Raw genomic sequence first — 22557 nt, forward strand, 5'->3', positions numbered from 1 at the left:
TGGCTGTATTGCCATGCGAAATTCATATTGCAATGCAGCATGCGGGCACCTAGGTATCTCCGCAATCAGATTGCGAGGCCCCGATGAGCGAAGACTGGAACACGAAATACGGCACACGGCGCGTGCGGCGGGATCCGCCGACGCTGGAGGAGGCAATCTTCGCCGCGGTCGGGATCACCGACGATCAGCAGCAGCAGGCGGAAATCGCCGCCGCGCTGATGGGCCTGCCCTTTGAGGAAGTGCTGGCTGAAGTGAAGAAGACCGGCCGCGCGGTAGCGCGATCGGCCACCCGCATCATCGCGGGCGAGCAAGGTGCCCAGCGCGCCGTCGTGGTCGAGCGCCGCGTTGTCAGACGATTCGGCAACGACAAGCGCACCGGCACCTGAAGCCCGGAGCGTTTTTGAGCGAACTAGATACCGGTTCGCGTAAAGAAACGCGTCAAGACGAAAAAATTGAGCCCGGTTCTGATTCAATCAGAACCGGGCTCAAAAAGTTTTGGGCAATTTGCGGGACTAAACTTCAGCGAATTGCCCTGATTGAACGCCCCGCTCAGGCGGCGCGACCCCAGCCATACATCCGAAGCAGCATCCGCCAATAGGCACGGTTCATATTCGCGACCGTGCGCGCGGCATTCAGCGTGCTGTCCGTCCAGGTGGTCGCAAGCTCCGTGTGATCCTGTTTCGTCAGGTCGATGGTGCCGGTGGATTCGCCGTGGCGGAACACCAGCTGCGCGCCGAACTTGTTGGCGAGCGCCCGCATCGGCTCGTTCTGCGCGCCGGTCGTGATCCGCAGGCTCTTGTAGCCCTTGGCGCGCGCCACCGTGATCAGCTTGCGAAACAGGATGCTGCCGACGCCCCGCCGACGCACTGACGCTTCGACGCTGAACGCGATCTCGGGAAGCGAATCAGGTGACTGGTCCGGCGGATGCAGTTCCGCCGCGCCCCGAACCACGCCGTTTTCAAAGAAGGCGATGATGGTCGTGCCGTCATTGGCGCATTTCTCGGCGTAGCGCTCGATGAAGCCGTCGTCCATGAAGCCATGGAAACGGTCGCGGCGGCTGGTGCGGTCGAGCCGCAGCAGGTGATCGCGCAACAGCGGCAATTCTTCCTGCTGGCTCAGCGTACGCACGCTAGAGTTGGCGAGCGCGGCCGCGATATGGGTGAGGTACATATCCTAAACTCCTCTGAGAGAAGCCCTCGAGGAGGCGTCGAATCCCTAGACCATCTATATTGTGCATCGCAGCATGAAATTCAAGCCCGGATTGTCCGTGTACTGCCTTAAATAATGGCAATCATTCCAGCGGCTTAGTGACATCTCTATTAACCAATTGTGAAGGCTGGGCACCCGGCGCAGACTGGGCACGGGGATTGCTTATTTCTGAACAGGCTTGGCTTACACAACGCACTCGGATGGTTCGCGGAGGTCCGTCGTGGCTGTCGTGCTCGACACCAGTTCTTGCCTTCCGGAACGCCGGCTGGCGGTGTGGCAAGACATCGTCTGCGACACGTTCGTCGGCCTCGACTGCAAATCGGACATGCGCGGCGGGTTCTGGGGGGCGGTGTCGCAATGCAGAATCGGACCGGTGGCGCTTACGCAGGTCGATTCCACCGCCCAGCGGGTCTTCCGCACGCCGTCGCGAATAGCCCGCTCCAGCGAAGATTACGTGCTGATGGCGCTGGGCAACCACGGCGTGAACGGCGTCTTCCAGGACGGCCGCGAGGCTGTCGTCTCCGCCGGGCAATTCGTCCTTTACGACACCACCCGCCCCTACGAATTGCGCTTTGACGACAGTTTTTCGCAGACGATCTTCCAGATGCCGCGCAAGCTGCTGCAACAGCGCGTCGGTTCGTTCAATGGTTTGACGGCGACCACGTTTGCGGGCGATCGTCCGCTCGAACGGCTGACCTATGATTTCGCGCGCAATGTGAGCCGGACGATCGAGCAGGTCGATGCCGCGGCGGCAAGCCGCCTGCTCGACCAGACACTCGACCTGCTCGCGATGACGCTTGCCGACAGGCTGCACGCGCGCCTGCCGGACCAGTCGGTCCACCGGTCGGCGCTGCTCTATCGCCTCAAGAATCATATCCTGACGCATCTCGCCGATCCCGAATTATCGCTGCCGCGCGCTGCGGCGGCGACAGGAATCTCGCCGCGTTACGCCAGCGATTTGATGGCCGCCGAACAGACCTCGTTCCGCACCTACGTCCAGACGCAACGGCTGGAGCGCTGCAAGCGCGATCTTGCCGACCCCGCCTACCTTGCCCGGCACATCGGCGAGATCGCGTTCGCATGGGGCTTTAACGACCTCGCGCATTTCAGCCGCATCTTCAAGCAGCGGTTCGGCGTCTCGCCGCGCGAATGGCGCGAGCAGCCGCGCCAGTAACGCCTTCCACTCGGCCCGCCCTTCCTGCCACGCCACAGGCATTCGGCATCCATCTGCGCGTTAAGACAAGTTTTCGTTCCGCTGCAGACAAGCGGCGCGCGTTGCCATGGCTGTAGGCTTTGGACCGAGCGATTGTTGGTCGCCAACGCGAAAAGGATGGTGCGATGGGTCTGGTTCATCAGAAATACAAGGTGGCGGTGGTTCAGGCGGCGCCGGTCTTTCTCGATCTCGATGCCACCGTGGACAAGACCATCGCGCTGATCGAGGAAGCTTCCGCGCAAGGCGCCAAGCTGATCGCATTTCCCGAGACCTTCATTCCCGGATATCCGTGGCAGATATGGCTTGGCGCCCCCGCCTGGGCGATCGGCCGCGGCTTTGTGCAGCGCTATTTTGACAATTCGCTCGCCTTCGACGGCCCGCAGGCAGAAAAGATCCGCAACGCCGTAAAGCGCGCCAAGCTAACCGCCGTGCTCGGACTATCCGAGCGCGACGGAGGCAGTCTCTATATCGCGCAATGGCTGATCGGGCCCGACGGCGAAACCATCGCCAAGCGCCGGAAACTGCGTCCGACCCATGCCGAGCGCACCGTGTTCGGCGAAGGCGACGGCAGCGACCTCGCGGTGCATGATCGCGCCGACGTCGGACGGCTCGGCGCGCTGTGCTGCTGGGAGCATCTGCAGCCGCTGTCGAAATACGCGATGTATGCCCAGAACGAACAGGTGCATGTCGGCGCCTGGCCGAGTTTTTCGCTGTACGATCCGTTCGCGCACGCGCTCGGCCATGAGGTCAACAACGCCGCCAGCAAGGTCTATGCAGTCGAAGGCTCCTGCTTCTTCTTAGGCCCCTGCGCGGTCGTCTCGCAGGCGATGATCGAAGAGCTCTGCGACTCCCCCGAAAAGCACGCCTTCCTGCATACCGGCGGCGGCCACGCGGTGATCTACGGACCCGACGGCAGTTCGCTTGCTGAAAAACTCCCGCCCGACCAGGAGGGCATTCTATATGCCGATATCGATCTCGGCATGATTGGGGTAGCGAAGAACGCCGCCGATCCGGCCGGGCATTACTCGCGGCCCGACGTCACGCGGCTGTTGCTCAACACCACACGCGCCAACCGCGTCGAACATTTCTCGCTTCCCGTCGATGCCGAGGTCATGAGCGAAATCAGGCTGCAGGCCTGACAGTTCATTTCGAGAGGAGCAGGCCGATGGAATCCGCGATCCCCGACCATCTGCAAACCGCGCGAACGCGTCACCGCCGCGTCGGCGACGATTATGCGCCGCCCTACCCGTCCTTCGTGGCGCGGCACAAGCCAAGCGTGACGCGGGTAGTGATGGCCTATTTCGGCCTCCAATCCCGCGGCGCACCCCCGGCCGCCGCGGAGCAGGCGTTGGCGCGGCTCGCTTCGGATTTCGCAACCGTCGACGGCCCGACGCATTGGGACCGCGCGAGCTATGTCGACGAGGCTGGTTTCACCAACCTTGTCTCGGTGGCCTACTGGGATGACCGGCAAAAATTCGATCGCTGGTTTCCGGCCGCACGCGAGCGCTGGACCGGCGATCAGCGGACCAACAACGGGTTCGGGACCTTCATCGAGGCGCTTTACCCCTCCGTGCAAGGCTATGAGACGCTGTTCTCATCCCTCGGAAGGCCCGAAGGCGTCGCCGTTCTCGCCGATGGCATGAGCGGCGAGGTTTTGGAGCACGCCTATTGGGGCGGCATGCGCGACCGCATCCCGTTGTCCCAAACCAGCGAGATGGCGCCTTCAGGCACGCCCCGCGCGATTCGCGACGGCGCGCGCATCCGGATCATCCCGCATGACAACCTCTGCCTGATCCGGTCGGGCCAGGATTGGGGCGATACCGAAGCCGCCGAACGCAAGATGTACCTCCGCGATGTCGAGCCGGTGTTGCGGGAAGGCATGGATTTCCTCCGCGACCAGGGTCGTTCGATCGGCTGCTATGCCAACCGTTACATGACGGTCGTCGGCGCCGATGGCGCGGCGGCCGAAAAGTCCTACGGCATGAGCTGGTGGAAAAGCCTTTCAGCGCTCGAACGCTGGGCTGAATCGCACCCGACCCATGTCAGGATATTCGGCGCCGCCATGAAATATCTGTCGACGCTCGGGCCGGCCGCAAAGCTGCGGCTCTACCACGAGGTCACCGTCGCCCGCACCGATGAGCAGCTTTTCGAATATGTGGATTGTCATCCGCAAACCGGAATGCTGAACGCCGTGCAGACGGTGGAGGCGGCCTGACTACAACACCATCTGGGTCTGGGTAACAATCGCCACGAGTTTGCCGTCCTCGGTCTCCAGCCGGGTCTGCCAGACCTGGGTGCGGCGTCCCCGGTGCACCGGCGTGGCGGTGGCGATCACCGTCGACCCTTCCTTGGCGCCGCCGATGAAATTGGTCTTGCTCTCGATCGTCGTGGTGCCCTTGGCGTCCTCAGGCAGGTTGATGACGGTCGCCGCAGCCCCAACCGAATCCGCGAACGCCATCACCGCGCCGCCGTGAATCGTATTCCGCAGCGTGCAAAGGTCCGGCCGCACCAGCATACGCGCGACCACGCGATCCTTTTCGACTTCAGTGAATTTCACGCCCTTCAGCTCCGCGAACGGCATCTTCATCGCATTGACTTTGTCGAGCAGCGACATGGTCCGGCAGTCCTCCCGTTTCTTGCAAGGCACTTCTGATACACAGGATCGAGCGGCCGATCCATCGATCCCGATCGAAGCATGGACGGTGCACGTAAGCCAGGCAATGACTTCCGAGGTAATGGCTGCCGTGACAATGCCCTGTTAATTCGGCATATCGTCGCCATGCGCCAGTTCCCACCCCGCCGGATCGTCTGCCTGACCGAAGAGACCGTGGAGACACTGTATCTGCTCGGCGAGCAGGACCGCATCGTCGGCGTCTCCGGCTATGCGGTGCGGCCGCCGCAGGTCCGCCGCGAGAAGCCGCGGGTTTCCGCCTTCATCTCCGCGGACATTCCGAAGATTCTGGCGCTTGAGCCCGATCTCGTGCTGGCCTTCTCCGACCTGCAGGCGAATATCGTCGCCGACCTGGTGCGGGCGGGCGTCGCCGTCCATGTCTTCAATCAACGCGACATCGCCGGCATTTTCGCGATGATCCGCACACTTGGCGCCATGGTCGGCGCGGCGGAACGTGCTGATCAACTCGCGACGAACTTCGAAGAGCGCCTCGCGCGTATCGCGGCAATGCCCCGCCCCTCGCCCAAGCCAAAAGTCTATTTCGAGGAATGGGATGATCCGCTGATTTCCGGCATCGGCTGGGTATCCGAACTGATCGAGATCGCCGGCGGCGAGGACGCGTTGCCGAAGCTGCGCTTTCAGCAGGCGGCCAAGGATCGGATCATTGCACCCGACGTGGTGCGCGAAGCCGCCCCGGATGTGATCCTCGCCTCCTGGTGCGGCAAGAAGGTCGTGCCGGATCGCATAAAGCAGCGTCCGGGCTGGAGCCAGATCCCTGCGGTGCGCAACAACCGCATTGTGGAGATCAAGTCGACGATCATTCTGCAGCCGGGACCGGCCGCGCTGACGGACGGGCTGGATGCGATCGTGAAGGCGTTGTGGCCGGAGACGAATTCGTAGGGTGGGCAAAGGCGCAAAGCGCCGTGCCCACCATTCTGGCGTCCGCAGCAAGCAATGGTGGGCACGCTTCGCTTTGCCCACCCTACGGCAGCGGCTGCTACACCTTCTCCACCCCGCACCATTCCGCGATGAACAGCGCGGTCGCCTTGGTCGACTTCCGCAGCGACTCCAGATCGACATATTCGTTGAAGCCGTGCATCGCCGCCCCCGTCGCGCCGAAGCAAAGGCTCGGGATGTTGTAGTTCAGGCCGTAGAACCGCGTATCGGTCAGCGCGGTGAACGCGCGGTCCGGCACCGTGCCGCCATAGACCGCGCCAAATGCCTTTGCAAACGCGGCTTCCGGCTCGGCGGAATTCGTCAGCTCATAACCCTCGGACAGAAAGCCCGACCACTCGACCTGCGGCGGGTTGTTGGAGAGAAAACGATGATCGCGTGCAGCCACCGACACGCAGGCCAAAATCTCCTTCTGGCATTCGGCGATCGACCAGCCCGGCAGTACCGCGATCCGGCAATCGACGTCGCACCAGGCCGGCACGCTGGAGGCCCAGTCGCCACCCTTGATGATGCCGGGGTTGAAGTTCAATGGATGGGCGACCGCGTTGAAATGGCGATCCGCCTTGGCGCGCTCGTTCCAGTCGGCCTCGAGCTTCTGCAGCGAATGAATCAGATGATAGGCCGCCATGATGGCGTTGGCACCGGCGCCGGCCTCGAAGACATGCACGGGGAAACCGCGCACCTTCAGCCGAAACCAGATCACGCCGACCTGCGAGCGCACCATCGTCTCGCCGGTCGGCTCCGGGATGAAGCAGGCGTCCGCGCGGTAGCCGCGCTGCAAGGTCGAGAGCGCGCCGACGCCGGTGGACTCTTCCTCGATCACCGACTGGAAGTGGATGCGCGCCGTCGGCTTCAGCCCTGCGGCCTTGATCGCATCCAGCGCATAGAGCGCGCCGATAGTGCCGGATTTCATGTCGCAGGCGCCACGGCCGTACATTTTGCCGTCCTTGATGACCGGCGAGAACGGCGGCGTCTCCCACATATCGAGGGGTCCTGCCGGAACGACGTCGCAGTGGCCCTGCAGGATCAGCGATTTGCCGGCATTGTTCGCGGGACGGTAAGTGCCGACCACGGTGCGCGCTTTGGAGAAATCATGCTCGATCGGCCCAAAACCGCGCAGATCCTTCAAATCCTCGACGTCGATATGCCAGTCGTCGACCTCATAGCCGCGCTGACGCAGGAGGTCGCCGATCATGTCCTGGCACGGCCCTTCGGCGCCGCGGGTCGAGGGGATAGCAACGAAATCCCTTGTCGTCGCCAGTTGCGCATCAAAGCCGGCGTCAACGGCGTCGAGGATTTTTTGTTGCGTATCGGTCGTCATGCGGCGGCTCCAGTCGGGAATTCGAAGAGGTCGGGAGCGCGCACCCTACCCCGATCTCAGCCGCCGGCGTAATGCGCAAAATGCGCATCCCGCAATGCATCTTCGAGCAGGCGGCCTTCTGAATAGCCACGCAGCGACGCTGGGCGCTCGACGCCGTCGAGCAGCCGCGGACAAGGTTCCGGCGCGCCCAGCACCGTGCGCACCGGAATGCGCTCGGCATAGATCGGCAGTTCGTAGTCCTCGTCGTCGTCGGCGACGCCCTTCGACCTGATCTTGGCGGACGCCTGCTCGATTTCCATCGCAATCACTGACGTCGCCTTGATCTCCTGCGCCGTGCTTTGCCTTAAGGTCGCGGTCCGATCGGGAAAGAAGCGGTCGACCATAGCGACCAGCGCGCGCTCCTTCTCGGCCGGATCGGTGACGAGGTAGGCGGTACCGAAGGCCATCACGGCGCGATAATCCGCCGAATGATTGAAGCCGCAGCGCGCCAGCACGAGACTGTCGAGTTGCGCAACCGTGAGGCAGACCTGCTGACCGTCGGACTGGTTCCGCAACATGCGGCTGGCGCTGCTGCCATGCCAGTACAGCCTACTTCCCTCCCGCCAGAAGAAGGTCGGCGTGCAATAGGGCTGGCCGTCGATCACGTAGGAAACGTGGCAGAGCATCGAGGCATCGAGCAGGCTGTGAATCGTCGTTCGGTCGTAAGAGCCGCGCTCATGCAGGCGCTTGACCCGGTTGCGTGGTGACAACGGGTAGGAAGTGGTGGTCTCGCCTTCGGTTATCACGGTAGCTCCTGTCGGGATTGGCCCAGTCGAAGAAAGTTGTACCGGCGAATTTGGTCTGCGATAGTGCCAATTCGATGCGAAAAATTCCGACCAATTCTCAGGCTGTGCGGCGCAAGGCCGAGCTTCCGCTCGACCTTGCCGGGCCCCACGTGACGCCGGATGCCTCCTCGCAGCACCGGCTCTATCAGGCACTCTGCCACGCCATCACAGGCGGGATCGCCAAACCCGGCGAGCCGCTGCCGCCGCAGCGAACGCTGGCCAAACAGACCGGCTTTCGCCGCAATGCCGTCACCTCGGCCTATGAGCGGCTGATCGCGGACGGGTTTGCGGTCGCCACCACAGGCTCCGGCACGTTCGTCGCCGCACGCATCCCGACCCGCGCCAGCGACGCGCGCAAGACCAGAATCGCGATCGAGGCGCCGCAACAAGGCCCGCTGGCGCTAGGCTGCACGCATATCGATGAAAGGGCGCTGCAGCGCTTCAGGTCGTTTGCCGGCCGGCGCATGCGCGCTTTCGGCACCGAGCATCTGCATTACGGCGACCCCAGGGGCAGCCGCGAGTTGCGCGCCGCGATTGCCGATCATTTGTTGTCGGCGCGCGGGCTGCGCTGCGATCCGGACCAGATCATGCTGGCGTCGGGAACGCAGCACGCATTGCGGATCGTGCTGGGCGCGATCCTCAAGCCCGGCGATCACATATGGTGCGAAGATCCCGGCTATCCCGCCGCGCGAAGAGCGATCGGGCATTGCGGCCTGCGCCCCGTCTCTGTCCCAGTCGATGCATCAGGCATGATCGTCGCCAAAGGCCGGACGCTGGCGCCGTCGGCAGGCGCGGCCTATGTGACGCCGTCGCACCAGTTTCCGCTCGGCGTGCAGATGTCGATGACGCGGCGGCTGGAATTGCTCGACTGGGCAAGGGATGCCGGCGCCTTCGTGATCGAGGACGATTACGACAGCGAGTTTCGATACGACGGTGCGCCATTGCTGTCGCTCGCCGGTATCGATCACCTCTCGCGCGTCATCTACATGGGCACGTTTGCAAAGACACTGTTTCCCGGATTGCGCATCGGCTACTGCGCGCTGCCCGAGCGGCTGGTCGGACCGGTGACGACGGCCCGCGCCGCGCTCGACCGCTTCCCCGGCACGCTGCTGGAAGGCGCGGTGGCGGACATGCTCAATTCCGGAGCGTTCGCAGCAAACCTGCGCAAGGTGCGCGGGATCTATCGCGAAGCGCGCGACGTCCTGGCTTCGACCTTGTCGACGGCATCGGACGGGCTTCTCACGGTGCCGGTGCCCTCGCAGGGCCTGCATCTGGTCGCGCGGTTCGATCCATCGACCGATCCGCTGATTGCCGCCAAGGCAAAGACGGAGGCCGGCGTCGCGGGCTGGCTACTGGCGGAAACCTATTTTCGCGCGCGCCCCCTTCCCGGTTTCGTCCTCGGCTTTGCCGGCCACCCGCTGCCGCAACTGATCGCGTCCGCCGAACGGCTGGCGAAGTCATCGCTGGCGGCATTGCGGGCGAATCGCACGTCGAACGCCGGCGGAACCGGCAGGATCAAGCGGTTGAAGTCGTCGACCTAGCCGTCGGGCCGGCCGCCCTATCAGAATCGCCGCCGCGTCACTAAGCTCAATGCCTGATTCAATATCACGGCGGAAACACCGGATGCCCGGCAATCGCAACGTTCTGTATCTCGTCATCGGCGTGTTGATCGTCGCGGTCGGTCTGCTCGGCTACAATCTCTACAAAGCCAAGCAAGAACCCGAGGGCCTGCAGATCAATGTCGGGCCCGATGGGCTGAAGATCAAGACCAAGTGAGGGAGGCCGCTTTGACGCTCACAAAGGCCGAATCCCGATGCCTGCCCGCCGCCCTCGCCCTGTGGCTGATCGCAACGCCCGCCATCGCGCAGACGTTCTCGCGCGAGCAAGACATCGTCGATCTCCGGCTCGGCCAGCGGGCCCTGGTCGACGATGGATCCTGCCCGGCCGGACAGATCAAGGAAGTCATGGGCTCGCAAATGACTGCGAGCGGCGTGCTGCGCACCCGGAAATGCATTCCGCGGCTGGGGACTAAGAAGCGCTAGCGGCGATCTCCGCGCAAACGCGTTCCGCGTTTGTCGCGAGGGAAAACAGGGACCCACTTTCCGGATTATGCCCTAGAACATGCCGTTGGTGTTCGCGGCCTTCTCCGGAATCTCCTGCACGACGTCCCAGTGTTCGACAATCTTGCCGTTTTCCAGTCTGAAAATGTCGACGATGGCGCGGCCGCGCGTGCCCTTCTCGCGTACGCTGTGGACGTGGACAATCACGTAATCGCCGTCCGCAAAGGCGCGCTTGATCTCGCTGCGGGAGTCCGGAAATTTTTCCCGCAGGAATCCGAGGAACGCCTTGAAGCCTTCGATACCGTCCGGCGCCGTCGGGTTGTGCTGGATGTAGTGCGGCCCGAAAAACTTCGCGGCGGCGTCAAAGTCCTTCCGGTTGAGCGCCGCATCGTAGAATTCGAGCACGGCCTTCTTGTTAGCTTCCTGCGTCGCCGCATCGGCGGCGAGAACCGGGGAAGCAACGAACGGCAATATGCCGATGAGGCCGATGATGATGAAGCGCATGGTTGTCCCCTGTGCAATCTGTTTCGTTGAGCCCATCCTACCAGCTTCCGTATTTGCCGACGACCCCGCGCCACAGCGCATCGCGTTCGCGCGCGAGCGGCTCCTTGCCGACGCTGGCGTTCTTCGCCGCGGCGGTAATGACCATCACCAGCTTGAGCTCGGGGTCGACGAAGATCGACTGTCCGTAGACGCCGAGCAGCGCGAACCGCCGCTTCTCGCCCGGAAACAGCCAGAACTGGTAGCCATAGCCGAAATAGGGCGTCGCCTTGCGCGGCGCGAACGCCTCGGGCTGGCGGCGCCAGTCGGTGGCGTCGAGCAGATAGTCCTTCGGCACGATCTGCCTGCCGTCGAGGACCCCGTCGTTCGCCAGCAGGATTCCAAGCCGGCCATAGTCGCGCACGACCGCATTGAAATTCCCCGACCCGCTTTCGGTGCCGTCCTTTGTCCTGATCCAGGTCGCATCGGCCTCCGCACCCATCGGCTGCCACAGCCGCGTCGTCAGATAGTCGCTCAGTGAAGTGCCGGTCACCGCGCGCAGTAACAGCGTCAAAGCCACGGTCTGGTTGGACGCATAGTGAAAACGCGTCCCCTGACCGGCCTCGCGCGTCGTGAAGGCGCGCAGCGCCGTGACCGAGTCCTGCGAGAAGCGGATCTTGTTGAATTTCGCCAGATCGTCCTTGCCGTCGTAGACTTCCTGAAACGGCACGCCGGACGCCATCCGCAGCATGTTGCGGATCGTCGTCTCGCCATAGGGATTGCCGGCAAGGCCAGGCACGTATCTGGCGATGGTATCGTCGAGCGAAGCGATCTTCTTTTCGGCCAGCGCCATCCCGACGGCGATGCTGACGATGGATTTTGCCATCGAATGCGAAACGAAACGATGTTCGGCATTGCGATCGTACTGATAGTGTTCGGCCAGCACCTCGCCGTTCCTGATGAGAAGGAAGCCGGTCACGCGTTGATGGTCGAGAAAGTCGCCAAGCGTGCGGGTCTGCTGTTCGAACCGATACTCGATCTTGGGCGCGGTGGAAATTTTCGGCAATGGCCGCGGAGAGGCCGCCTTCTTCAGCGTGTAGTGCTGCAGGATGCTGTCGAGGTGGCTGAACGATCCGACCCGAACGTGCTCGTCATAAAACCAGTTGGTGCGCGAGCCGATCGGGTAGCCGGCCGCCTTCCCCAACAGGTCCTCGTCGGGCGCAGCGCGGGCTGGCAAGCCCAGCGCGACAAGCACCGCGCAGGAGAGCAGGAGTAGTCCCGGCTGCATTGGCTGGCTCACAGAGATCGTCGACCGGCCATTGCTTACAATGGCCGTTACCGGCGTGTCGAGCCTGCGGGGAATGTGGAGCTAAGCCGCGCCGAATTTACTGGTTCGGCGCCGGCTCGAACATGCATTGCAGCGTAGGCTTTGCGATCTTGGTGAAGGTCGGGCCGATCTCGGACTGCTTCGACGGCGGCACCCACGCGGTCTCGATCGTCGGCACCCCGGTCTCGCTGATGCCGCGCAGCAGCGCTTCGCGCAGGTCGACATCTTCCACGGTCGCGGCGGCGTAGTCGTGCAGACAGCCGCAAACCCTTTCAGGGTGCGCCCAGCGTCCGACCATATGGGGCATGCAGAGGCGAACGAACTCGCCGCGCGGATCAGGCATCTTGAACAGGGAACGGAACGAGGTCTGCGGCGGCTGAAACTGGACCTGAGCCTGCGCCGCGCCGCTGAGAAGGACGGATGCGAGGATAGCAGAACAGATACGTACGAACATGCAGGGCCTTTATCGGCGAACTTCTTGCAAAGGATCCGCCACGCTCAGTTGACGGCCACGACCATCGGCTGGGTCGTCGCAACCGGCGAGCCATTATAGGCGAAGGTACCGACGCCCGGCAGACCCTGGTCAGAGGAACCAGCCATCGAGGGACCAGCCAGGACGAAGGCAAAGGCGAGGATGAAGCTGAGGGTCCGCATCTGACTGTCTCCGGTTGTCCGTGGCCGGCAGCGCCCGGCGTCTCGTTGGCCATCTGATAACCATCGGCTGTTTCCGGACATCTGCGCCAAAAACGGAAAATGGTTTCATCGCGCAGGAGAATTGTTTCGTCGGTTCGAGCGGACGAAACAATAGCCGGAAAAATCCAATGAATTCAGGTGCGACACCCCCACTTCAGACGATCAGGCTGAACGCTGGAAAGCAGCTATTCGTGCCGCTTTTGCCCTCCTCTCATCGACACGGACGGCCTCGTTCACTGGCTGATCGGATGAACCGAAACCTCGGTCCGGCCGATTCAACGAACACCGTGCAACTTTGCGTGTGCTTGTGCGTTGGTCACCCCTTCTTCAACAAAGGATAGCCGTCGTGGGCAGTGGCAACATCGATGTTGGCAATGACACCCCGACCCGCAAACCCGGCCGGCCGGCGGTTGAAAATGTGTCTGGCAGTTCAGAGCATCCTGTGAGCCCTTGTGGCGCGATGTCTCAGCAAGGCAGCGAATTTCGCGGCAATGTGTCGGCGCCGCAAAAATTCGTCCATCTGGTCGGCTGCCGTGACCGCAAGGCCGGGCCCGGCCTGGAGGCCCGCCAATATTCCAATCCGGTCAAACGGTAAGCCCAAAACCCTCATCCCGGATCCGATCTCGGATCCCGGATCCGACCTCGGATCCCGGATCCGATCTCGGATGCTGGATGGCATCGGATTTACTGGATGAATTCACCGCATTTCTGAACCGCGGCGTCGGCGGCCCCCCAGGGCATGATCGGCACCGAGGACGTCGAGTTTTTGGGTGAGCCTTCGATCAGCCTGTCCGAATAGACCATGTAGACCAGCACGTTGCGTTTGGTGTCGCAGCCGCGAACGATCTGCATCTTCTTGAAGAACAGCGAGCGGCGCTGCCGGAACATGTCGTCGCCCTGCTCGAACTTGTGCTTGAACTTGATGGGGCCGATCTGGCGGCACGCCAGCGAGATATCCGAGACCTCCTCGGCGAGGCCGAGCCAGCCTTTGAAGCCGCCCTTTTCCGGCACCGTGAAGTGACAGGCCACCCCCTCGACCTCGGGGTCATCGACGGCGTAGGTGGCGAGCTTGTCGTTGGGACTTAGCCACTTGAAGACCGTCGAGCGGCGAAAAATCAGGTCGGGCTCGTCGGCGGCCAACGCCGGGCCAGCCTGCCAAAGCATCAGCGCCAGCACCCCCAAAGCCAGGGTTCTCCAGTTCTTGTCGTACTTAACGATGGCCTTGGATGTCATTGATATCTCCGCTGAAGGGCTCGCCGCCTATGTAGTGGCAGAAAGCCGCACAGGAAGGCTCAGGAGGAATTGGAGGGCCGTAGTACCGCCTTATGGATGGGGTCAGATTGAGCTGGCGCCGTTTAACGGAATGTGAGGCTTTTTTGCTACGATTGGGGCGAAAAGCGCTGGAATTAGAAGGCCTACGCTGGTGAACGCTTTTCGTGTCTGCGACAACAAACGGATTAGCAGGACGGTAGATTCGAGTATCTGGATTTGAGGATTATGCGCGTGAGCGGGCATCGGTTTTTCAATGCGAGTGTTGCGGGCGCGACCATTTCGAAGCAGCGATTTTGGCAGATGGCGATGTTGACGGCGACCGGCACCCTGATTGCCGCCCCCCAGGCAGACGCTGCCGCCCTGTTCTACTGGCAGGACTCCGATCCCGGCTATTACCGGCCGGCACCGATGGCGCAGCCGCGCAAGCCGAAGGTCCGCCGTCCGTCCGCCAAGACCGAAGCCGCCGTCAAGGAAACCAACGCCAAGCCGCAGGGACCGCTGATCATCACGGTCTCGATCGAGCAGCAGAAGGTGCGCGTCTACGACGCCAACGGCTTGTTCGCCGAAAGCCCGGTGTCGACGGGCATGAAGGGTCATTCGACCCCGATGGGCGTGTTCAGCGTCATCCAGAAGCACAAGATGCACCGCTCCAACATCTACAGCGGCGCGCCGATGCCTTACATGCAGCGCATCACCTGGTCGGGCGTCGCGATGCATGCCGGGGTATTGCCCGGCTATCCGGCATCGCACGGCTGCATCCGCATGCCGACGGCATTCGCCATGAAGATGTGGAACTGGACCAGGATGGGCGCGCGCGTCATCATCACGCCAGGCCAGATCACGCCTGCCAGTTTCTCGCACCCATTGCTGGTGGCGCAGAAGGTCGTGCCGCAACCCCTCATCGCCAACGATCCGGCGACCGACGCGCCCGCGGTGAAGAGCGACAAGGGCGCGGACGCAGGCCATGCGACCAAGCCTGCGAATTCCAGTCTTGCGAATTCGGGTATAGCGAATTCGGAGGCGAGCCTGGATCTCCGATCGACTGTTGGTCACCCGGCGCCGTTGCGCGAACAGACCCACACGGCGGATGCCCGCGGCGCGCTGCCGGCGATCAATGCCGTCGTATCGGATGCAACGTCGTCTGCAGCAAGGATCCAGCCTGTCAGCGACACGTCGAACGCGGAAGTCAAAGCGGATGCACCGAACTCCGAGCCGGGCGCTAACTCGGCTGACAGCAGCGAACCCACAAAGACCGATATCGCTGCAAGCGAGGGCGCGAAGACCGAGGACAAGCCCGGCGAGGCGAAAATCGACGTCAGCTCGGAAATGAAATCGGAAGAGGTGAACGCCGAGGCTCCCACCGCTGCGATTGCCAATGCGGGGCCTGCCAGGGCGGAAGCGCCGAAGGCCGAGGAAGCCAAGACTGACGAAGCCAAGACGAACGAATCCAAGACTAACGAATCCAAGGCCGCCGAAAAGCCCGCCGAGCCCGTCAAGGCGGTCGCCGATACTCCGGCAGCGCCGGCCGTTGCGCCTGACGCGAAGAAAGATACGGCGCGTCTGCCCGGCGCCGAAAAGGCTGTTAAGGCCGAACCGCCCAGGCGCCCCGGCCAGATCGCGGTGCTCGTGAGCCGCAAGGATTCCAAGCTGTACGTCCGCGAGAACTTCAAGCCGCAGTTCGACGTTCCGATAACCATCGCGCCGAGCGATCGGGCGCTGGGTACGCACGTCTTCACCGCCGAAGCCGACAAGAAAGATCCCAACCTGTTGCGCTGGTCGGTGGTCTCGCTGCCGGTCACGGCCCGCAACGCGGCCCGGACCGACGAGGACGATCACTCTGCCCGGCGGCGCAAGATGGCCGGCGGAGCCGCTGCCGCGACGAAGCCGTTGCCGGCGCCGAACAGCCCCGCCGAGGCGCTGGACCGCATCACCGTCGCTCCCGAAGCGCTGGCGCGGATCGCCGAGGTGCTGACCACCGGCAGCTCGATCGTGGTGTCCGATCACGGCATCAACCATGGCGGCGAAACCGGCGAAGGCACCGACTTCATCGTCCCGCTGCGGTAATCTCTTCTTCTGACGCGTTTCGTTACGCGAACCGGTACCCGCCCCCGGATCAAGTCCGAGGGCATGCTTCGCTTCGAAAGCGCTCTGGTTTCCCATAACGGCTTGTTGAGGCGCAGCGGGCCGCGGGTTGCGCTATGCTTTGCGCTGCCGAACCGCAGTCCGAATCTTTTCATCGAGGCTCTTCATGATCGACCGCAGGAGCGTGATATCAGCGGCGCTGGCCGCGATCGCAGCCGTCACCTCGACCAGGCAATCCCTGGCGCAGGCCGGCATGAGCCGGATCACGGCTTACGCGTTTTCGTTTCCGGGATTGGCCGGCGGCGATATCAGGCTCGCCGAATTTGCCGGCCGGCCGGTCCTGATCGTCAACACCGCTTCGCTCTGCGGCTTCACCCCGCAATATGGCGGACTGCAGGAATTGTGGACCGAGTTCAGCGATCGCGGCCTGATGATCGTCGGCATCCCCTCCAACGATTTCGGCAGCCAGGAACCGGGCGGCGCGGCCGAAATCACCGCGACCGCGCAGAGCCACCACGTCACCTTTCCGATCGCCGCGAAGGCCGTCGTCAAGGGATCGAACGCGCATCCGTTCTACAAGTGGGCGGCGGAAGCGCGACCGAAGGATGTTCCACGCTGGAACTTCCACAAATACCTGATCGGCCGTGACGGCTATATCGCCGACGTGTTCCCGGAATCCGTCGCCCCCGTGGATACACGGGTGAAAACCGCCATCGCGCGGGCACTCGCCGCTTCCTGAATTAACCTGCCCGGTGACAAATCGCTGGGCGTAACCGCAGCGGTTGCGTTGGCGCGCCTGCTCCAACTAGGCTACTATGTGCTTCGGGGAATGGAGGCAGACCGGACGACGGCGGCGCCGTGACCGGGTGCGGGATTCAAATTTAGGGAAAACAAGATGCGTATTGCGGCAGGGCTGATCTTTGCAGGCGCGGTTTCGCTGTTGGCATCAAGCGCGGCGTGGTCGCAGGTACCACCCGCCAGGGGCGCGGCGGCCGCTCCTCAGGCTGCTCCGGCGCCAGCCCCGCCGCCGGCGCCTGTCTCGACCCGCCCCCCTTGCAACAATCCCAACGCGCTCGGTATTGGCCGCACTGTCGAGATCGACACCACGGGCGGTCCCGGTTTCGGCTTCGAACATTTCAAGGATCTCGACTTCCTTCGCGACAAGGAAGTGGTGTTGACCTTTGACGACGGCCCATGGCCGGTGAATACGCCTGCGGTCTTGAAGGCGCTGGCGGAGGAATGCACCACCGGCATCTTCTTCCCGATCGGAAAGCACGCCACTTATTATCCCGAAATCCTCAAGCAGGTGATGGCGGCCGGCCATTCCATCGGATCGCACACCTGGTCGCATGCAGCCCTCGTCAACAAGAAGCTGAACGAGCAGCAGCGCAAGGATGAAATCGAAAAGGGATTCAGCGCCGTGAAATGGGCGCTCGGCGGCAAGGCGCCAGCGCCGTTCTTCCGCTTCCCCGCGCTGCAACACCCGCCGGAGATGGTGACCTATCTCGGCGCCCGCAACATCGGCATCTTCTCCTGCGACCTCGATTCCTTCGACTTCAAGGCGAGCAAGGCGCAGACCATCATCGACAACGTGATGCGCAAGGTCGAGAAGAACGGCAAGGGCATCATCCTGATGCATGACTTCCAGAAGCATACCGCCGAAGCCCTGCCCGAGCTCCTGAAGAAGCTGAAGGCCGGCGGCTACAAGGTGGTTGCGATGCGCGCCAAGACGCCGGTGCAGACCATCGCCCAGTATGACGAAGACATCGTCAAGGATCTGAAACTGCCGACCGTGAGCTCGCGCCCGGTTTCCAGCGTCGTGCAGACGATCTCGGAATAACGCGACACGTCCCGTGCCGGCGCTGCGTATCGAAGGTTATGTCATCGTCTCCGCGGACGGCATGCTGGCCGACGCGCGCAATGTCATGCCGGACGAATTGAAGTTCGAGGGCGACAAGGCGTTTTTCACCGCCGCCCTCGACAGCTCCGATCTGATCCTGCACGGCCGCAATTCCTACGAGGACCAGCCGAACTCGCCGCGGCGCAGGCGCGTCATCCTGACGCGGACGGTCGACGCGATCGCGCCCGATCCGTCCAATCCGAACGCTACGTTGTGGAATCCCGCGGGCGCGACCTTCGAAGCTGCCTGCGCACATGCAGGCGTGCGCGATGGCACTGTTGCGATCATTGGCGGCCCCGGCGTGTTCGGCATGTTCATGGACCGCTACGACGCGTTCTGGCTCTCGGTCGCGCCGCATGTTCGCCTGCCCGGTGGCGAGCCTTGCTTTCCCGGTGTCCCTGCCCGCACGCCGCAGGAAATCCTCGCCGCGCACGGGCTGCATGCCGGCGACGTGCAGACGCTTGATGCGGTGCATGATGTCACCGTCACACCGTGGCGGCGCAGCGCCTAGAGCCCGGTCCTGATTGAATCAGAGCCGGGCTCTAGATTCTGGTTTTGACGCGTTTTCTTGACCCGAACCGGGCGTCCACCCACGGATCAAGTCCGAGGGCATGCTTCGCTCGAAAACGCTATTACGGCGTCATCCTTTCGTACAATCAGCCTCGCCGTAAGCCAGCCACGGCCAGAGATCGCTTGACAGCACGCGGACGCAGTTCCACCCTGAAAAGAAAAAAAAGACACATGTCATCATCGGGAGGACCACAACATGTTGAGGTACGCTTCAACTATCGTTGCAGCGGTGACTCTTGCAATGGTCACCGTCTTTGCTCAGCCGGTTAATGCTCAGACGACAGAAAAACCGCTAGTTCTAAAGGGTCAGTCGACCCACCCAGCATCCTCGAATTTCCACCTGATCTTCAAATTATGGGCCGAGACCGTCGAAAAAATGACGGCCGGACGTCTCAAGATCGAAACGCTTCCGGCGGGAGCGATCGTGCCTGCGTTCGAGGTTTTCGACGCGACTTCCAAGAACGTTCTCGACGTCGGCATGGGACCGTTCGGCTACATCCTCGGCCGCAACACCGCGACGATACCGATGTCGCACGGTCCGCTGTACGGCATGGACGGCTCGGACTATTGGGCCTGGTACTATGACGGCGGCGGCATGAAGCTGCTCGAAGAGTTCTATCGCGACGTTCTCAAGCTCAACGTCGTCGGCTTCCCGATCCCGACCGACTACCCGCAGGGAATGGGCTGGTTCAAGAAGGAGATCAACAGCCTCGCCGACCTCAAGGGCATGAAGTACCGGATCTACGGAATCGGTGCGGAAACCTATGGCCGGCTCGGCGTGTCGGTCGTCACCATTCCCGGCGGCGAGATCGTGCCGGCGATGGAGCGCGGCGTGATCGAGGGCGCCGAGTGGATCAACTGCGAGGAAGACAAGAAGCTCGGTCTGCATCAGGTCGCCAAGCACTATTACACGCCAGGCATGCACGAGCCCGTCACTGGCGGCCAGTTGATGATCAACGGCGACGTCTGGAAGAAGCTCACGCCGGACTTGCAGGAGATCATCAAGGTGGCGAGCGTCTACGCCACGACCACGCGCAACTTCGCCTTCAATCGCGAGACGGCGCAAGCTTGCCAGGACCTGATCAAGATGGGCGTGCAGATGCATCGCACACCCGACGAGATCCTGAAGAACTTCCTCGACGAGTGGGAGAAGATCCAGGCCGAGCACGCGGCAAAGAACCCCTTCTACAGGAAAGTCATCGACAGTCAGAAGGCCTATGCCGAACAGATCGTGCCTTTCAAGCTCTCATGGTTCCCGCCGTACAACTTTGCCGGCGAGTACTACTGGAAGAGCAAGATCTACCTGACCAAGAAGTGATCTCTCCGTAGCGGAGCTGCTGGCGTCCGAACCGCCGGACGCCAGCACTGTCTGAAGGGAGCGATCATGTCCGCGGACACCAGTAGTGCTTCTGTCGCCAGCAATCCGGGCGGAGAATTCCCGCGCGCTTTTTACCCGATCATACGTGCGATCGACCGCTTCACCGACGTGACCGGCAAACTCATCGCACTGTCGATGTTGTTCCTGGTGGTGACGATCTCCTACGAGGTCGTCATGCGCTATGGCTTCGGCGCGCCGACCGTTTGGGTCTACGAATCGAGCTTCATGGTTAATGGCGCGGCCTTCATGCTCGGATCCGGATATGCGCTGTTGAAGGGCGCGCATGTCCGCACCGACATCTATTGGGAGAATTACTCGGAGCGGAAGAAGGGCGTCGTCGACCTGATCTCCTATCTGCTGTTTTTCTATCCGGCGATGATCACGTTCATGCTGATCAGCATTGACGACACCTTGCACTCCTATGACACCGGCGAACGGTCGCAGGAAAGCGTGTGGCGCGCGATCATGTGGCCGTTCCGGGCAACGATCCCGCTGGCGGCCCTCCTTCTCATGATTCAGGGCGTGTCCGAGGTCCTGAAGTGCTGGTACCAGGTCCAGTTCGGGCGCGAGTTCGAGCACAAGGAAAAGATCGAGATATGACGGGACTCGAGCTGCTCGGACTTGTCATGCTCCTCGTGATGCTGGGAGCGATCTTCATCGGCCTGCCGATCAGCTTCACGCTGCTGTTTCTGGCGCTGATGTTCGGTTACGTCGGCATGGGAGAGCGCGTATTCAACCTCGCCTACCTGCAGACCATCGGCCTGATGAAGCAGGACGAGCTCGTCGCGGTGCCGATGTTCATTCTGATGGGATTCGTCTGCGATCAGGCCGGACTCATGGAGCGGCTGTTCAGGGCGTTCCGCGACCTGTTTGCGCCGCTCAAGGGCGCGCTCTACGTGGTGGTCATCCTCACGGCGACGCTGTTCGGCATCGCCGCCGGAACCGTCGGCGCGACGGTCGCACTGCTGGGCATCATGGCCGGGCCGATGATGATCCGCTCGGGCTACGATGTCCGCATGTCGGCCGGCGCAATCGCCGCCGGCGGCACGCTCGGCATCCTGATCCCGCCGTCGGTGATGCTGGTCGTGATGGCGCCCGTGCTCGATATCTCGATTATCGATCTCTATGCGGCCGCCTTCGGCCCGGGCTTCCTGCTGTCCGCGATGTTCATCGCCTACACGCTGGTCCGCTGTCACTTCAATCCCAAGCTCGGCCCGCCGGTGCCGATCGAGGAACGTCCCGAGTCGATGCGGATCGTGCTGTGGGAATGCCTGGTCGGCCTCGTGCCGGTTACCGTGCTGACGATCGTTACCCTCGGCGCCATCCTCGCCGGAATCACGACGGCCGCGGAGGCGGCGGCGTTCGGCGCCTTGGGGGCGATCTTCCTTGTCATTGCCTACGGCCGGTTCACATGGAAAGGCCTGCTGGACGCCTGCTACTCCACACTGGCAACGACCAGCATGGTGCTGCTGCTGGCGGTAGCCTCCAACGTGTTCGGCGCTGTCTTCGCGTGGCTCGGCACGGCAACCTGGATGACCAATGCCCTGCTGGCCTCGCCGTTGCCCGCCTGGGGCACGATGTCCCTGCTGCTGGGCCTGATATTCCTGCTCGGCTGGCCATTCGAATGGCCGGCCATCGTCTTCATATTCCTGCCGATGCTCGCGCCGGTGGCCAAGGGCCTCGGCTACGACATGGTCTGGTTCGGCTGCATCGTCGCGGTCGTCCTGCAAACCGCCTTCCTGTCGCCGCCGGTGGCCATGTCGGCCTATTATCTCAAGCAGGTCGTCAAGGAATGGAACCTGAGATTGATCTACCGCGGCATGGCCGACTTCATGGTCCTCCAGTGCGTCTGCGTGGTCCTGGTGCTGGTCTTCCCCGCCATCGCCATGTGGTTCCCGCAATGGCTGCAGGCGCGCAGGATGGCGGCACGTACCGCGCAAATCGAATACGTCGCGCCGCCGCAGAGCGCCGCCGCGGTGCTTGACGGTCCACGCGTGGCGATCCGGAATTTCTGACGTCTTCAGACTTCCCAGTATGCTAATTCGGAGATGGGCGGCCCGGACTGTGGCCGTCGTTCCTACAGCGGCCCGCCCCTCGCAGCGTGGGCTGCCGTGATAGCGCAGCGTCGATCCGGAAGGGCTTGCCATGGACCGCACGAAGACCTTCTCATCGGCGGCGGCGGCCGTTGCGGTGTCGCTGGCAATGGTAACGTCGACCAGCGCACTCGGCGCATGCAAGACCACGCTGCGCGGAGAGCTTGTGCAAGCGCCAGTTCCCGGCCGAGCTTTTCCTAAGAAGTTCCTGTTTTTCGATCTCGCCGAAATGACGCCGGCTAGCGCAACGGGTTCAGAGCAGCGCTTTCAGTCCTTCGTGGTCCCGAATACGAGCACCACGCTTCCTATTCCGTTCGCATTGGACATCGATTCGCCCAAAGACTGTCCGAGCGAACTCGAACTGCGCATAAGCAGTGAGGACACGGACCAGCCGACCTTTTTTAGATTTGCCAGTTATGCCCCACCGCTGAGGGGCCAGAAGATGATCCGCCTCGACAAGTTTGAAAGCATACCTGTTTGGGGGCCGCACTTCTGAACTTGGTGCGGTCA

26 protein-coding genes are annotated in these 22557 nt (G+C 62.7%); 17 read left to right on the forward strand and 9 right to left on the reverse strand.

Annotated elements, in window-relative coordinates; all coding sequences use genetic code 11:
- Nucleotides 1-83: 83 nt before the first annotated feature.
- Nucleotides 84-386 carry a hypothetical protein gene (locus IVB05_RS23055; protein ID WP_247778203.1) on the forward strand — a complete coding sequence of 101 codons (303 nt, stop codon included), beginning with the start codon at nucleotides 84-86 and terminating at the stop codon, nucleotides 384-386.
- Between the two features lie 163 nt (nucleotides 387-549).
- Here the strand turns inward: IVB05_RS23055 and IVB05_RS23060 are convergent, their stop codons facing one another.
- Nucleotides 550-1170, reverse strand: a complete 621-nt coding sequence (locus IVB05_RS23060) for a GNAT family N-acetyltransferase (protein ID WP_247778204.1) — start codon at nucleotides 1168-1170, stop codon at nucleotides 550-552.
- Nucleotides 1171-1429: 259 nt separating this feature from the next.
- Here IVB05_RS23060 and IVB05_RS23065 point away from each other — a divergent pair, with 259 nt between their 5' ends.
- The 3 genes from IVB05_RS23065 to IVB05_RS23075 all read left to right on the forward strand — a co-directional run bounded on the left by IVB05_RS23065 (nucleotide 1430) and on the right by IVB05_RS23075 (nucleotide 4637).
- Entirely contained in the window at nucleotides 1430-2383 is a 954-nt protein-coding gene (locus tag IVB05_RS23065) for a helix-turn-helix domain-containing protein (protein ID WP_247778205.1), read from the forward strand.
- A 164-nt stretch (nucleotides 2384-2547) separates the two neighbouring features.
- A complete protein-coding gene (locus IVB05_RS23070; RefSeq protein ID WP_247778206.1) occupies nucleotides 2548-3561 on the forward strand; it encodes a carbon-nitrogen hydrolase family protein in 1014 nt (337 codons plus the stop codon).
- A gap of 26 nt (nucleotides 3562-3587) precedes the next feature.
- Nucleotides 3588-4637: a phenylacetaldoxime dehydratase family protein gene (locus tag IVB05_RS23075; RefSeq protein ID WP_247778207.1), complete on the forward strand. Its 1050-nt coding sequence runs from the start codon at nucleotides 3588-3590 to the stop codon at nucleotides 4635-4637.
- Here IVB05_RS23075 and IVB05_RS23080 read toward each other — a convergent pair whose 3' ends face one another.
- Nucleotides 4638-5036: a PaaI family thioesterase gene (locus tag IVB05_RS23080; RefSeq protein WP_247778208.1), complete on the reverse strand. Its 399-nt coding sequence runs from the start codon at nucleotides 5034-5036 to the stop codon at nucleotides 4638-4640.
- A gap of 165 nt (nucleotides 5037-5201) precedes the next feature.
- Between IVB05_RS23080 and IVB05_RS23085 the strand changes: the two genes are divergently transcribed.
- On the forward strand, nucleotides 5202-5993 hold the full coding sequence (locus IVB05_RS23085) for a cobalamin-binding protein (protein ID WP_247778209.1): 792 nt from the start codon (nucleotides 5202-5204) through the stop codon (nucleotides 5991-5993).
- Nucleotides 5994-6090: 97 nt separating this feature from the next.
- Here IVB05_RS23085 and IVB05_RS23090 read toward each other — a convergent pair whose 3' ends face one another.
- Both IVB05_RS23090 and IVB05_RS23095 read right to left on the reverse strand, forming a co-directional pair.
- Nucleotides 6091-7368 carry an ArgE/DapE family deacylase gene (locus IVB05_RS23090; protein WP_247778210.1) on the reverse strand — a complete coding sequence of 426 codons (1278 nt, stop codon included), beginning with the start codon at nucleotides 7366-7368 and terminating at the stop codon, nucleotides 6091-6093.
- A 56-nt stretch (nucleotides 7369-7424) separates the two neighbouring features.
- A complete protein-coding gene (locus IVB05_RS23095) occupies nucleotides 7425-8150 on the reverse strand; it encodes a pyridoxamine 5'-phosphate oxidase family protein (protein ID WP_247786855.1) in 726 nt (241 codons plus the stop codon).
- A 77-nt stretch (nucleotides 8151-8227) separates the two neighbouring features.
- Here IVB05_RS23095 and IVB05_RS23100 point away from each other — a divergent pair, with 77 nt between their 5' ends.
- The 3 genes from IVB05_RS23100 to IVB05_RS23110 all read left to right on the forward strand — a co-directional run bounded on the left by IVB05_RS23100 (nucleotide 8228) and on the right by IVB05_RS23110 (nucleotide 10234).
- Nucleotides 8228-9733, forward strand: a complete 1506-nt coding sequence (locus IVB05_RS23100; protein ID WP_247778211.1) for a PLP-dependent aminotransferase family protein — start codon at nucleotides 8228-8230, stop codon at nucleotides 9731-9733.
- 82 nt (nucleotides 9734-9815) lie between these two features.
- Nucleotides 9816-9968 (forward strand): hypothetical protein, encoded by a 153-nt coding sequence (locus IVB05_RS23105; RefSeq protein WP_247778212.1) that lies wholly within the window; start codon nucleotides 9816-9818, stop codon nucleotides 9966-9968.
- 11 nt (nucleotides 9969-9979) lie between these two features.
- Nucleotides 9980-10234, forward strand: coding sequence for a DUF6719 family protein (locus tag IVB05_RS23110; RefSeq protein WP_247778213.1), 255 nt, complete (start codon nucleotides 9980-9982; stop codon nucleotides 10232-10234).
- A 72-nt stretch (nucleotides 10235-10306) separates the two neighbouring features.
- On the opposite strand, the gene IVB05_RS23115 is transcribed toward IVB05_RS23110, so the two are convergent.
- The 4 genes from IVB05_RS23115 to IVB05_RS23130 form a co-directional block, all read right to left on the reverse strand.
- A complete protein-coding gene (locus IVB05_RS23115) occupies nucleotides 10307-10756 on the reverse strand; it encodes an ester cyclase (RefSeq protein ID WP_247778214.1) in 450 nt (149 codons plus the stop codon).
- Between the two features lie 37 nt (nucleotides 10757-10793).
- Complete coding sequence (locus tag IVB05_RS23120) at nucleotides 10794-12020, reverse strand: serine hydrolase (RefSeq protein ID WP_247778215.1); 1227 nt, start codon at nucleotides 12018-12020, stop codon at nucleotides 10794-10796.
- Between the two features lie 97 nt (nucleotides 12021-12117).
- Entirely contained in the window at nucleotides 12118-12513 is a 396-nt protein-coding gene (locus tag IVB05_RS23125; RefSeq protein WP_247778216.1) for a hypothetical protein, read from the reverse strand.
- Nucleotides 12514-12557: 44 nt separating this feature from the next.
- On the reverse strand, nucleotides 12558-12713 hold the full coding sequence (locus IVB05_RS23130; RefSeq protein WP_247778217.1) for a hypothetical protein: 156 nt from the start codon (nucleotides 12711-12713) through the stop codon (nucleotides 12558-12560).
- 385 nt (nucleotides 12714-13098) lie between these two features.
- On the opposite strand from IVB05_RS23130, the gene IVB05_RS23135 reads away from it, so the two are divergent.
- Nucleotides 13099-13347: a hypothetical protein gene (locus IVB05_RS23135; RefSeq protein WP_247778218.1), complete on the forward strand. Its 249-nt coding sequence runs from the start codon at nucleotides 13099-13101 to the stop codon at nucleotides 13345-13347.
- 89 nt (nucleotides 13348-13436) lie between these two features.
- On the opposite strand, the gene IVB05_RS23140 is transcribed toward IVB05_RS23135, so the two are convergent.
- Nucleotides 13437-13985 (reverse strand): CreA family protein, encoded by a 549-nt coding sequence (locus IVB05_RS23140; RefSeq protein WP_247778219.1) that lies wholly within the window; start codon nucleotides 13983-13985, stop codon nucleotides 13437-13439.
- Nucleotides 13986-14324: 339 nt separating this feature from the next.
- Here IVB05_RS23140 and IVB05_RS23145 point away from each other — a divergent pair, with 339 nt between their 5' ends.
- From IVB05_RS23145 to IVB05_RS23180, 8 genes are all read left to right on the forward strand, one after another.
- Entirely contained in the window at nucleotides 14325-16088 is a 1764-nt protein-coding gene (locus tag IVB05_RS23145) for a L,D-transpeptidase family protein (RefSeq protein WP_247778220.1), read from the forward strand.
- Between the two features lie 184 nt (nucleotides 16089-16272).
- Nucleotides 16273-16845: a glutathione peroxidase gene (locus tag IVB05_RS23150; RefSeq protein ID WP_247778221.1), complete on the forward strand. Its 573-nt coding sequence runs from the start codon at nucleotides 16273-16275 to the stop codon at nucleotides 16843-16845.
- Nucleotides 16846-17001: 156 nt separating this feature from the next.
- The gene (locus IVB05_RS23155; protein WP_247778222.1) at nucleotides 17002-17946 is read left to right on the forward strand and encodes a polysaccharide deacetylase family protein; all 945 of its coding nucleotides are present in this window, start codon (nucleotides 17002-17004) and stop codon (nucleotides 17944-17946) included.
- Between the two features lie 61 nt (nucleotides 17947-18007).
- Nucleotides 18008-18517: a dihydrofolate reductase gene (locus IVB05_RS23160; RefSeq protein ID WP_247786857.1), complete on the forward strand. Its 510-nt coding sequence runs from the start codon at nucleotides 18008-18010 to the stop codon at nucleotides 18515-18517.
- Nucleotides 18518-18817: 300 nt separating this feature from the next.
- The gene (locus IVB05_RS23165) at nucleotides 18818-19894 is read left to right on the forward strand and encodes a TRAP transporter substrate-binding protein (protein ID WP_247778223.1); all 1077 of its coding nucleotides are present in this window, start codon (nucleotides 18818-18820) and stop codon (nucleotides 19892-19894) included.
- Between the two features lie 66 nt (nucleotides 19895-19960).
- Nucleotides 19961-20554, forward strand: coding sequence for a TRAP transporter small permease subunit (locus IVB05_RS23170; RefSeq protein ID WP_247778224.1), 594 nt, complete (start codon nucleotides 19961-19963; stop codon nucleotides 20552-20554).
- On the forward strand, nucleotides 20551-21969 hold the full coding sequence (locus IVB05_RS23175) for a TRAP transporter large permease subunit (protein ID WP_247778225.1): 1419 nt from the start codon (nucleotides 20551-20553) through the stop codon (nucleotides 21967-21969). The genes IVB05_RS23170 and IVB05_RS23175 overlap by 4 nt, the downstream gene beginning before the upstream one ends.
- A 130-nt stretch (nucleotides 21970-22099) precedes the next feature.
- Nucleotides 22100-22543: a hypothetical protein gene (locus IVB05_RS23180; RefSeq protein ID WP_247778226.1), complete on the forward strand. Its 444-nt coding sequence runs from the start codon at nucleotides 22100-22102 to the stop codon at nucleotides 22541-22543.
- Nucleotides 22544-22557 lie beyond the last annotated feature (14 nt).

This window comes from Bradyrhizobium sp. 170, from assembly GCF_023101085.1.
In the GTDB taxonomy this organism is placed as follows: domain Bacteria; phylum Pseudomonadota; class Alphaproteobacteria; order Rhizobiales; family Xanthobacteraceae; genus Bradyrhizobium.

Bases quoted from the DNA above. Each gene is read 5' to 3' on its own strand.
- IVB05_RS23055 (WP_247778203.1), top strand. From the start codon at position 84: ATGAGCGAAGACTGGAACACGAAATACGGCACACGGCGCGTGCGGCGG.
- IVB05_RS23060 (WP_247778204.1), bottom strand. From the start codon at position 1,170: ATGTACCTCACCCATATCGCGGCCGCGCTCGCCAACTCTAGCGTGCGT.
- IVB05_RS23070 (WP_247778206.1), top strand. From the start codon at position 2,548: ATGGGTCTGGTTCATCAGAAATACAAGGTGGCGGTGGTTCAGGCGGCG.
- IVB05_RS23075 (WP_247778207.1), top strand. From the start codon at position 3,588: ATGGAATCCGCGATCCCCGACCATCTGCAAACCGCGCGAACGCGTCAC.
- IVB05_RS23080 (WP_247778208.1), bottom strand. From the start codon at position 5,036: ATGTCGCTGCTCGACAAAGTCAATGCGATGAAGATGCCGTTCGCGGAG.
- IVB05_RS23085 (WP_247778209.1), top strand. From the start codon at position 5,202: ATGCGCCAGTTCCCACCCCGCCGGATCGTCTGCCTGACCGAAGAGACC.
- IVB05_RS23090 (WP_247778210.1), bottom strand. From the start codon at position 7,368: ATGACGACCGATACGCAACAAAAAATCCTCGACGCCGTTGACGCCGGC.
- IVB05_RS23100 (WP_247778211.1), top strand. From the start codon at position 8,228: ATGCGAAAAATTCCGACCAATTCTCAGGCTGTGCGGCGCAAGGCCGAG.
- IVB05_RS23105 (WP_247778212.1), top strand. From the start codon at position 9,816: ATGCCCGGCAATCGCAACGTTCTGTATCTCGTCATCGGCGTGTTGATC.
- IVB05_RS23115 (WP_247778214.1), bottom strand. From the start codon at position 10,756: ATGCGCTTCATCATCATCGGCCTCATCGGCATATTGCCGTTCGTTGCT.
- IVB05_RS23120 (WP_247778215.1), bottom strand. From the start codon at position 12,020: ATGCAGCCGGGACTACTCCTGCTCTCCTGCGCGGTGCTTGTCGCGCTG.
- IVB05_RS23125 (WP_247778216.1), bottom strand. From the start codon at position 12,513: ATGTTCGTACGTATCTGTTCTGCTATCCTCGCATCCGTCCTTCTCAGC.
- IVB05_RS23130 (WP_247778217.1), bottom strand. From the start codon at position 12,713: ATGCGGACCCTCAGCTTCATCCTCGCCTTTGCCTTCGTCCTGGCTGGT.
- IVB05_RS23140 (WP_247778219.1), bottom strand. From the start codon at position 13,985: ATGACATCCAAGGCCATCGTTAAGTACGACAAGAACTGGAGAACCCTG.
- IVB05_RS23145 (WP_247778220.1), top strand. From the start codon at position 14,325: ATGGCGATGTTGACGGCGACCGGCACCCTGATTGCCGCCCCCCAGGCA.
- IVB05_RS23150 (WP_247778221.1), top strand. From the start codon at position 16,273: ATGATCGACCGCAGGAGCGTGATATCAGCGGCGCTGGCCGCGATCGCA.
- IVB05_RS23155 (WP_247778222.1), top strand. From the start codon at position 17,002: ATGCGTATTGCGGCAGGGCTGATCTTTGCAGGCGCGGTTTCGCTGTTG.
- IVB05_RS23160 (WP_247786857.1), top strand. From the start codon at position 18,008: ATGCTGGCCGACGCGCGCAATGTCATGCCGGACGAATTGAAGTTCGAG.
- IVB05_RS23165 (WP_247778223.1), top strand. From the start codon at position 18,818: ATGGTCACCGTCTTTGCTCAGCCGGTTAATGCTCAGACGACAGAAAAA.
- IVB05_RS23170 (WP_247778224.1), top strand. From the start codon at position 19,961: ATGTCCGCGGACACCAGTAGTGCTTCTGTCGCCAGCAATCCGGGCGGA.
- IVB05_RS23175 (WP_247778225.1), top strand. From the start codon at position 20,551: ATGACGGGACTCGAGCTGCTCGGACTTGTCATGCTCCTCGTGATGCTG.
- IVB05_RS23180 (WP_247778226.1), top strand. From the start codon at position 22,100: ATGGACCGCACGAAGACCTTCTCATCGGCGGCGGCGGCCGTTGCGGTG.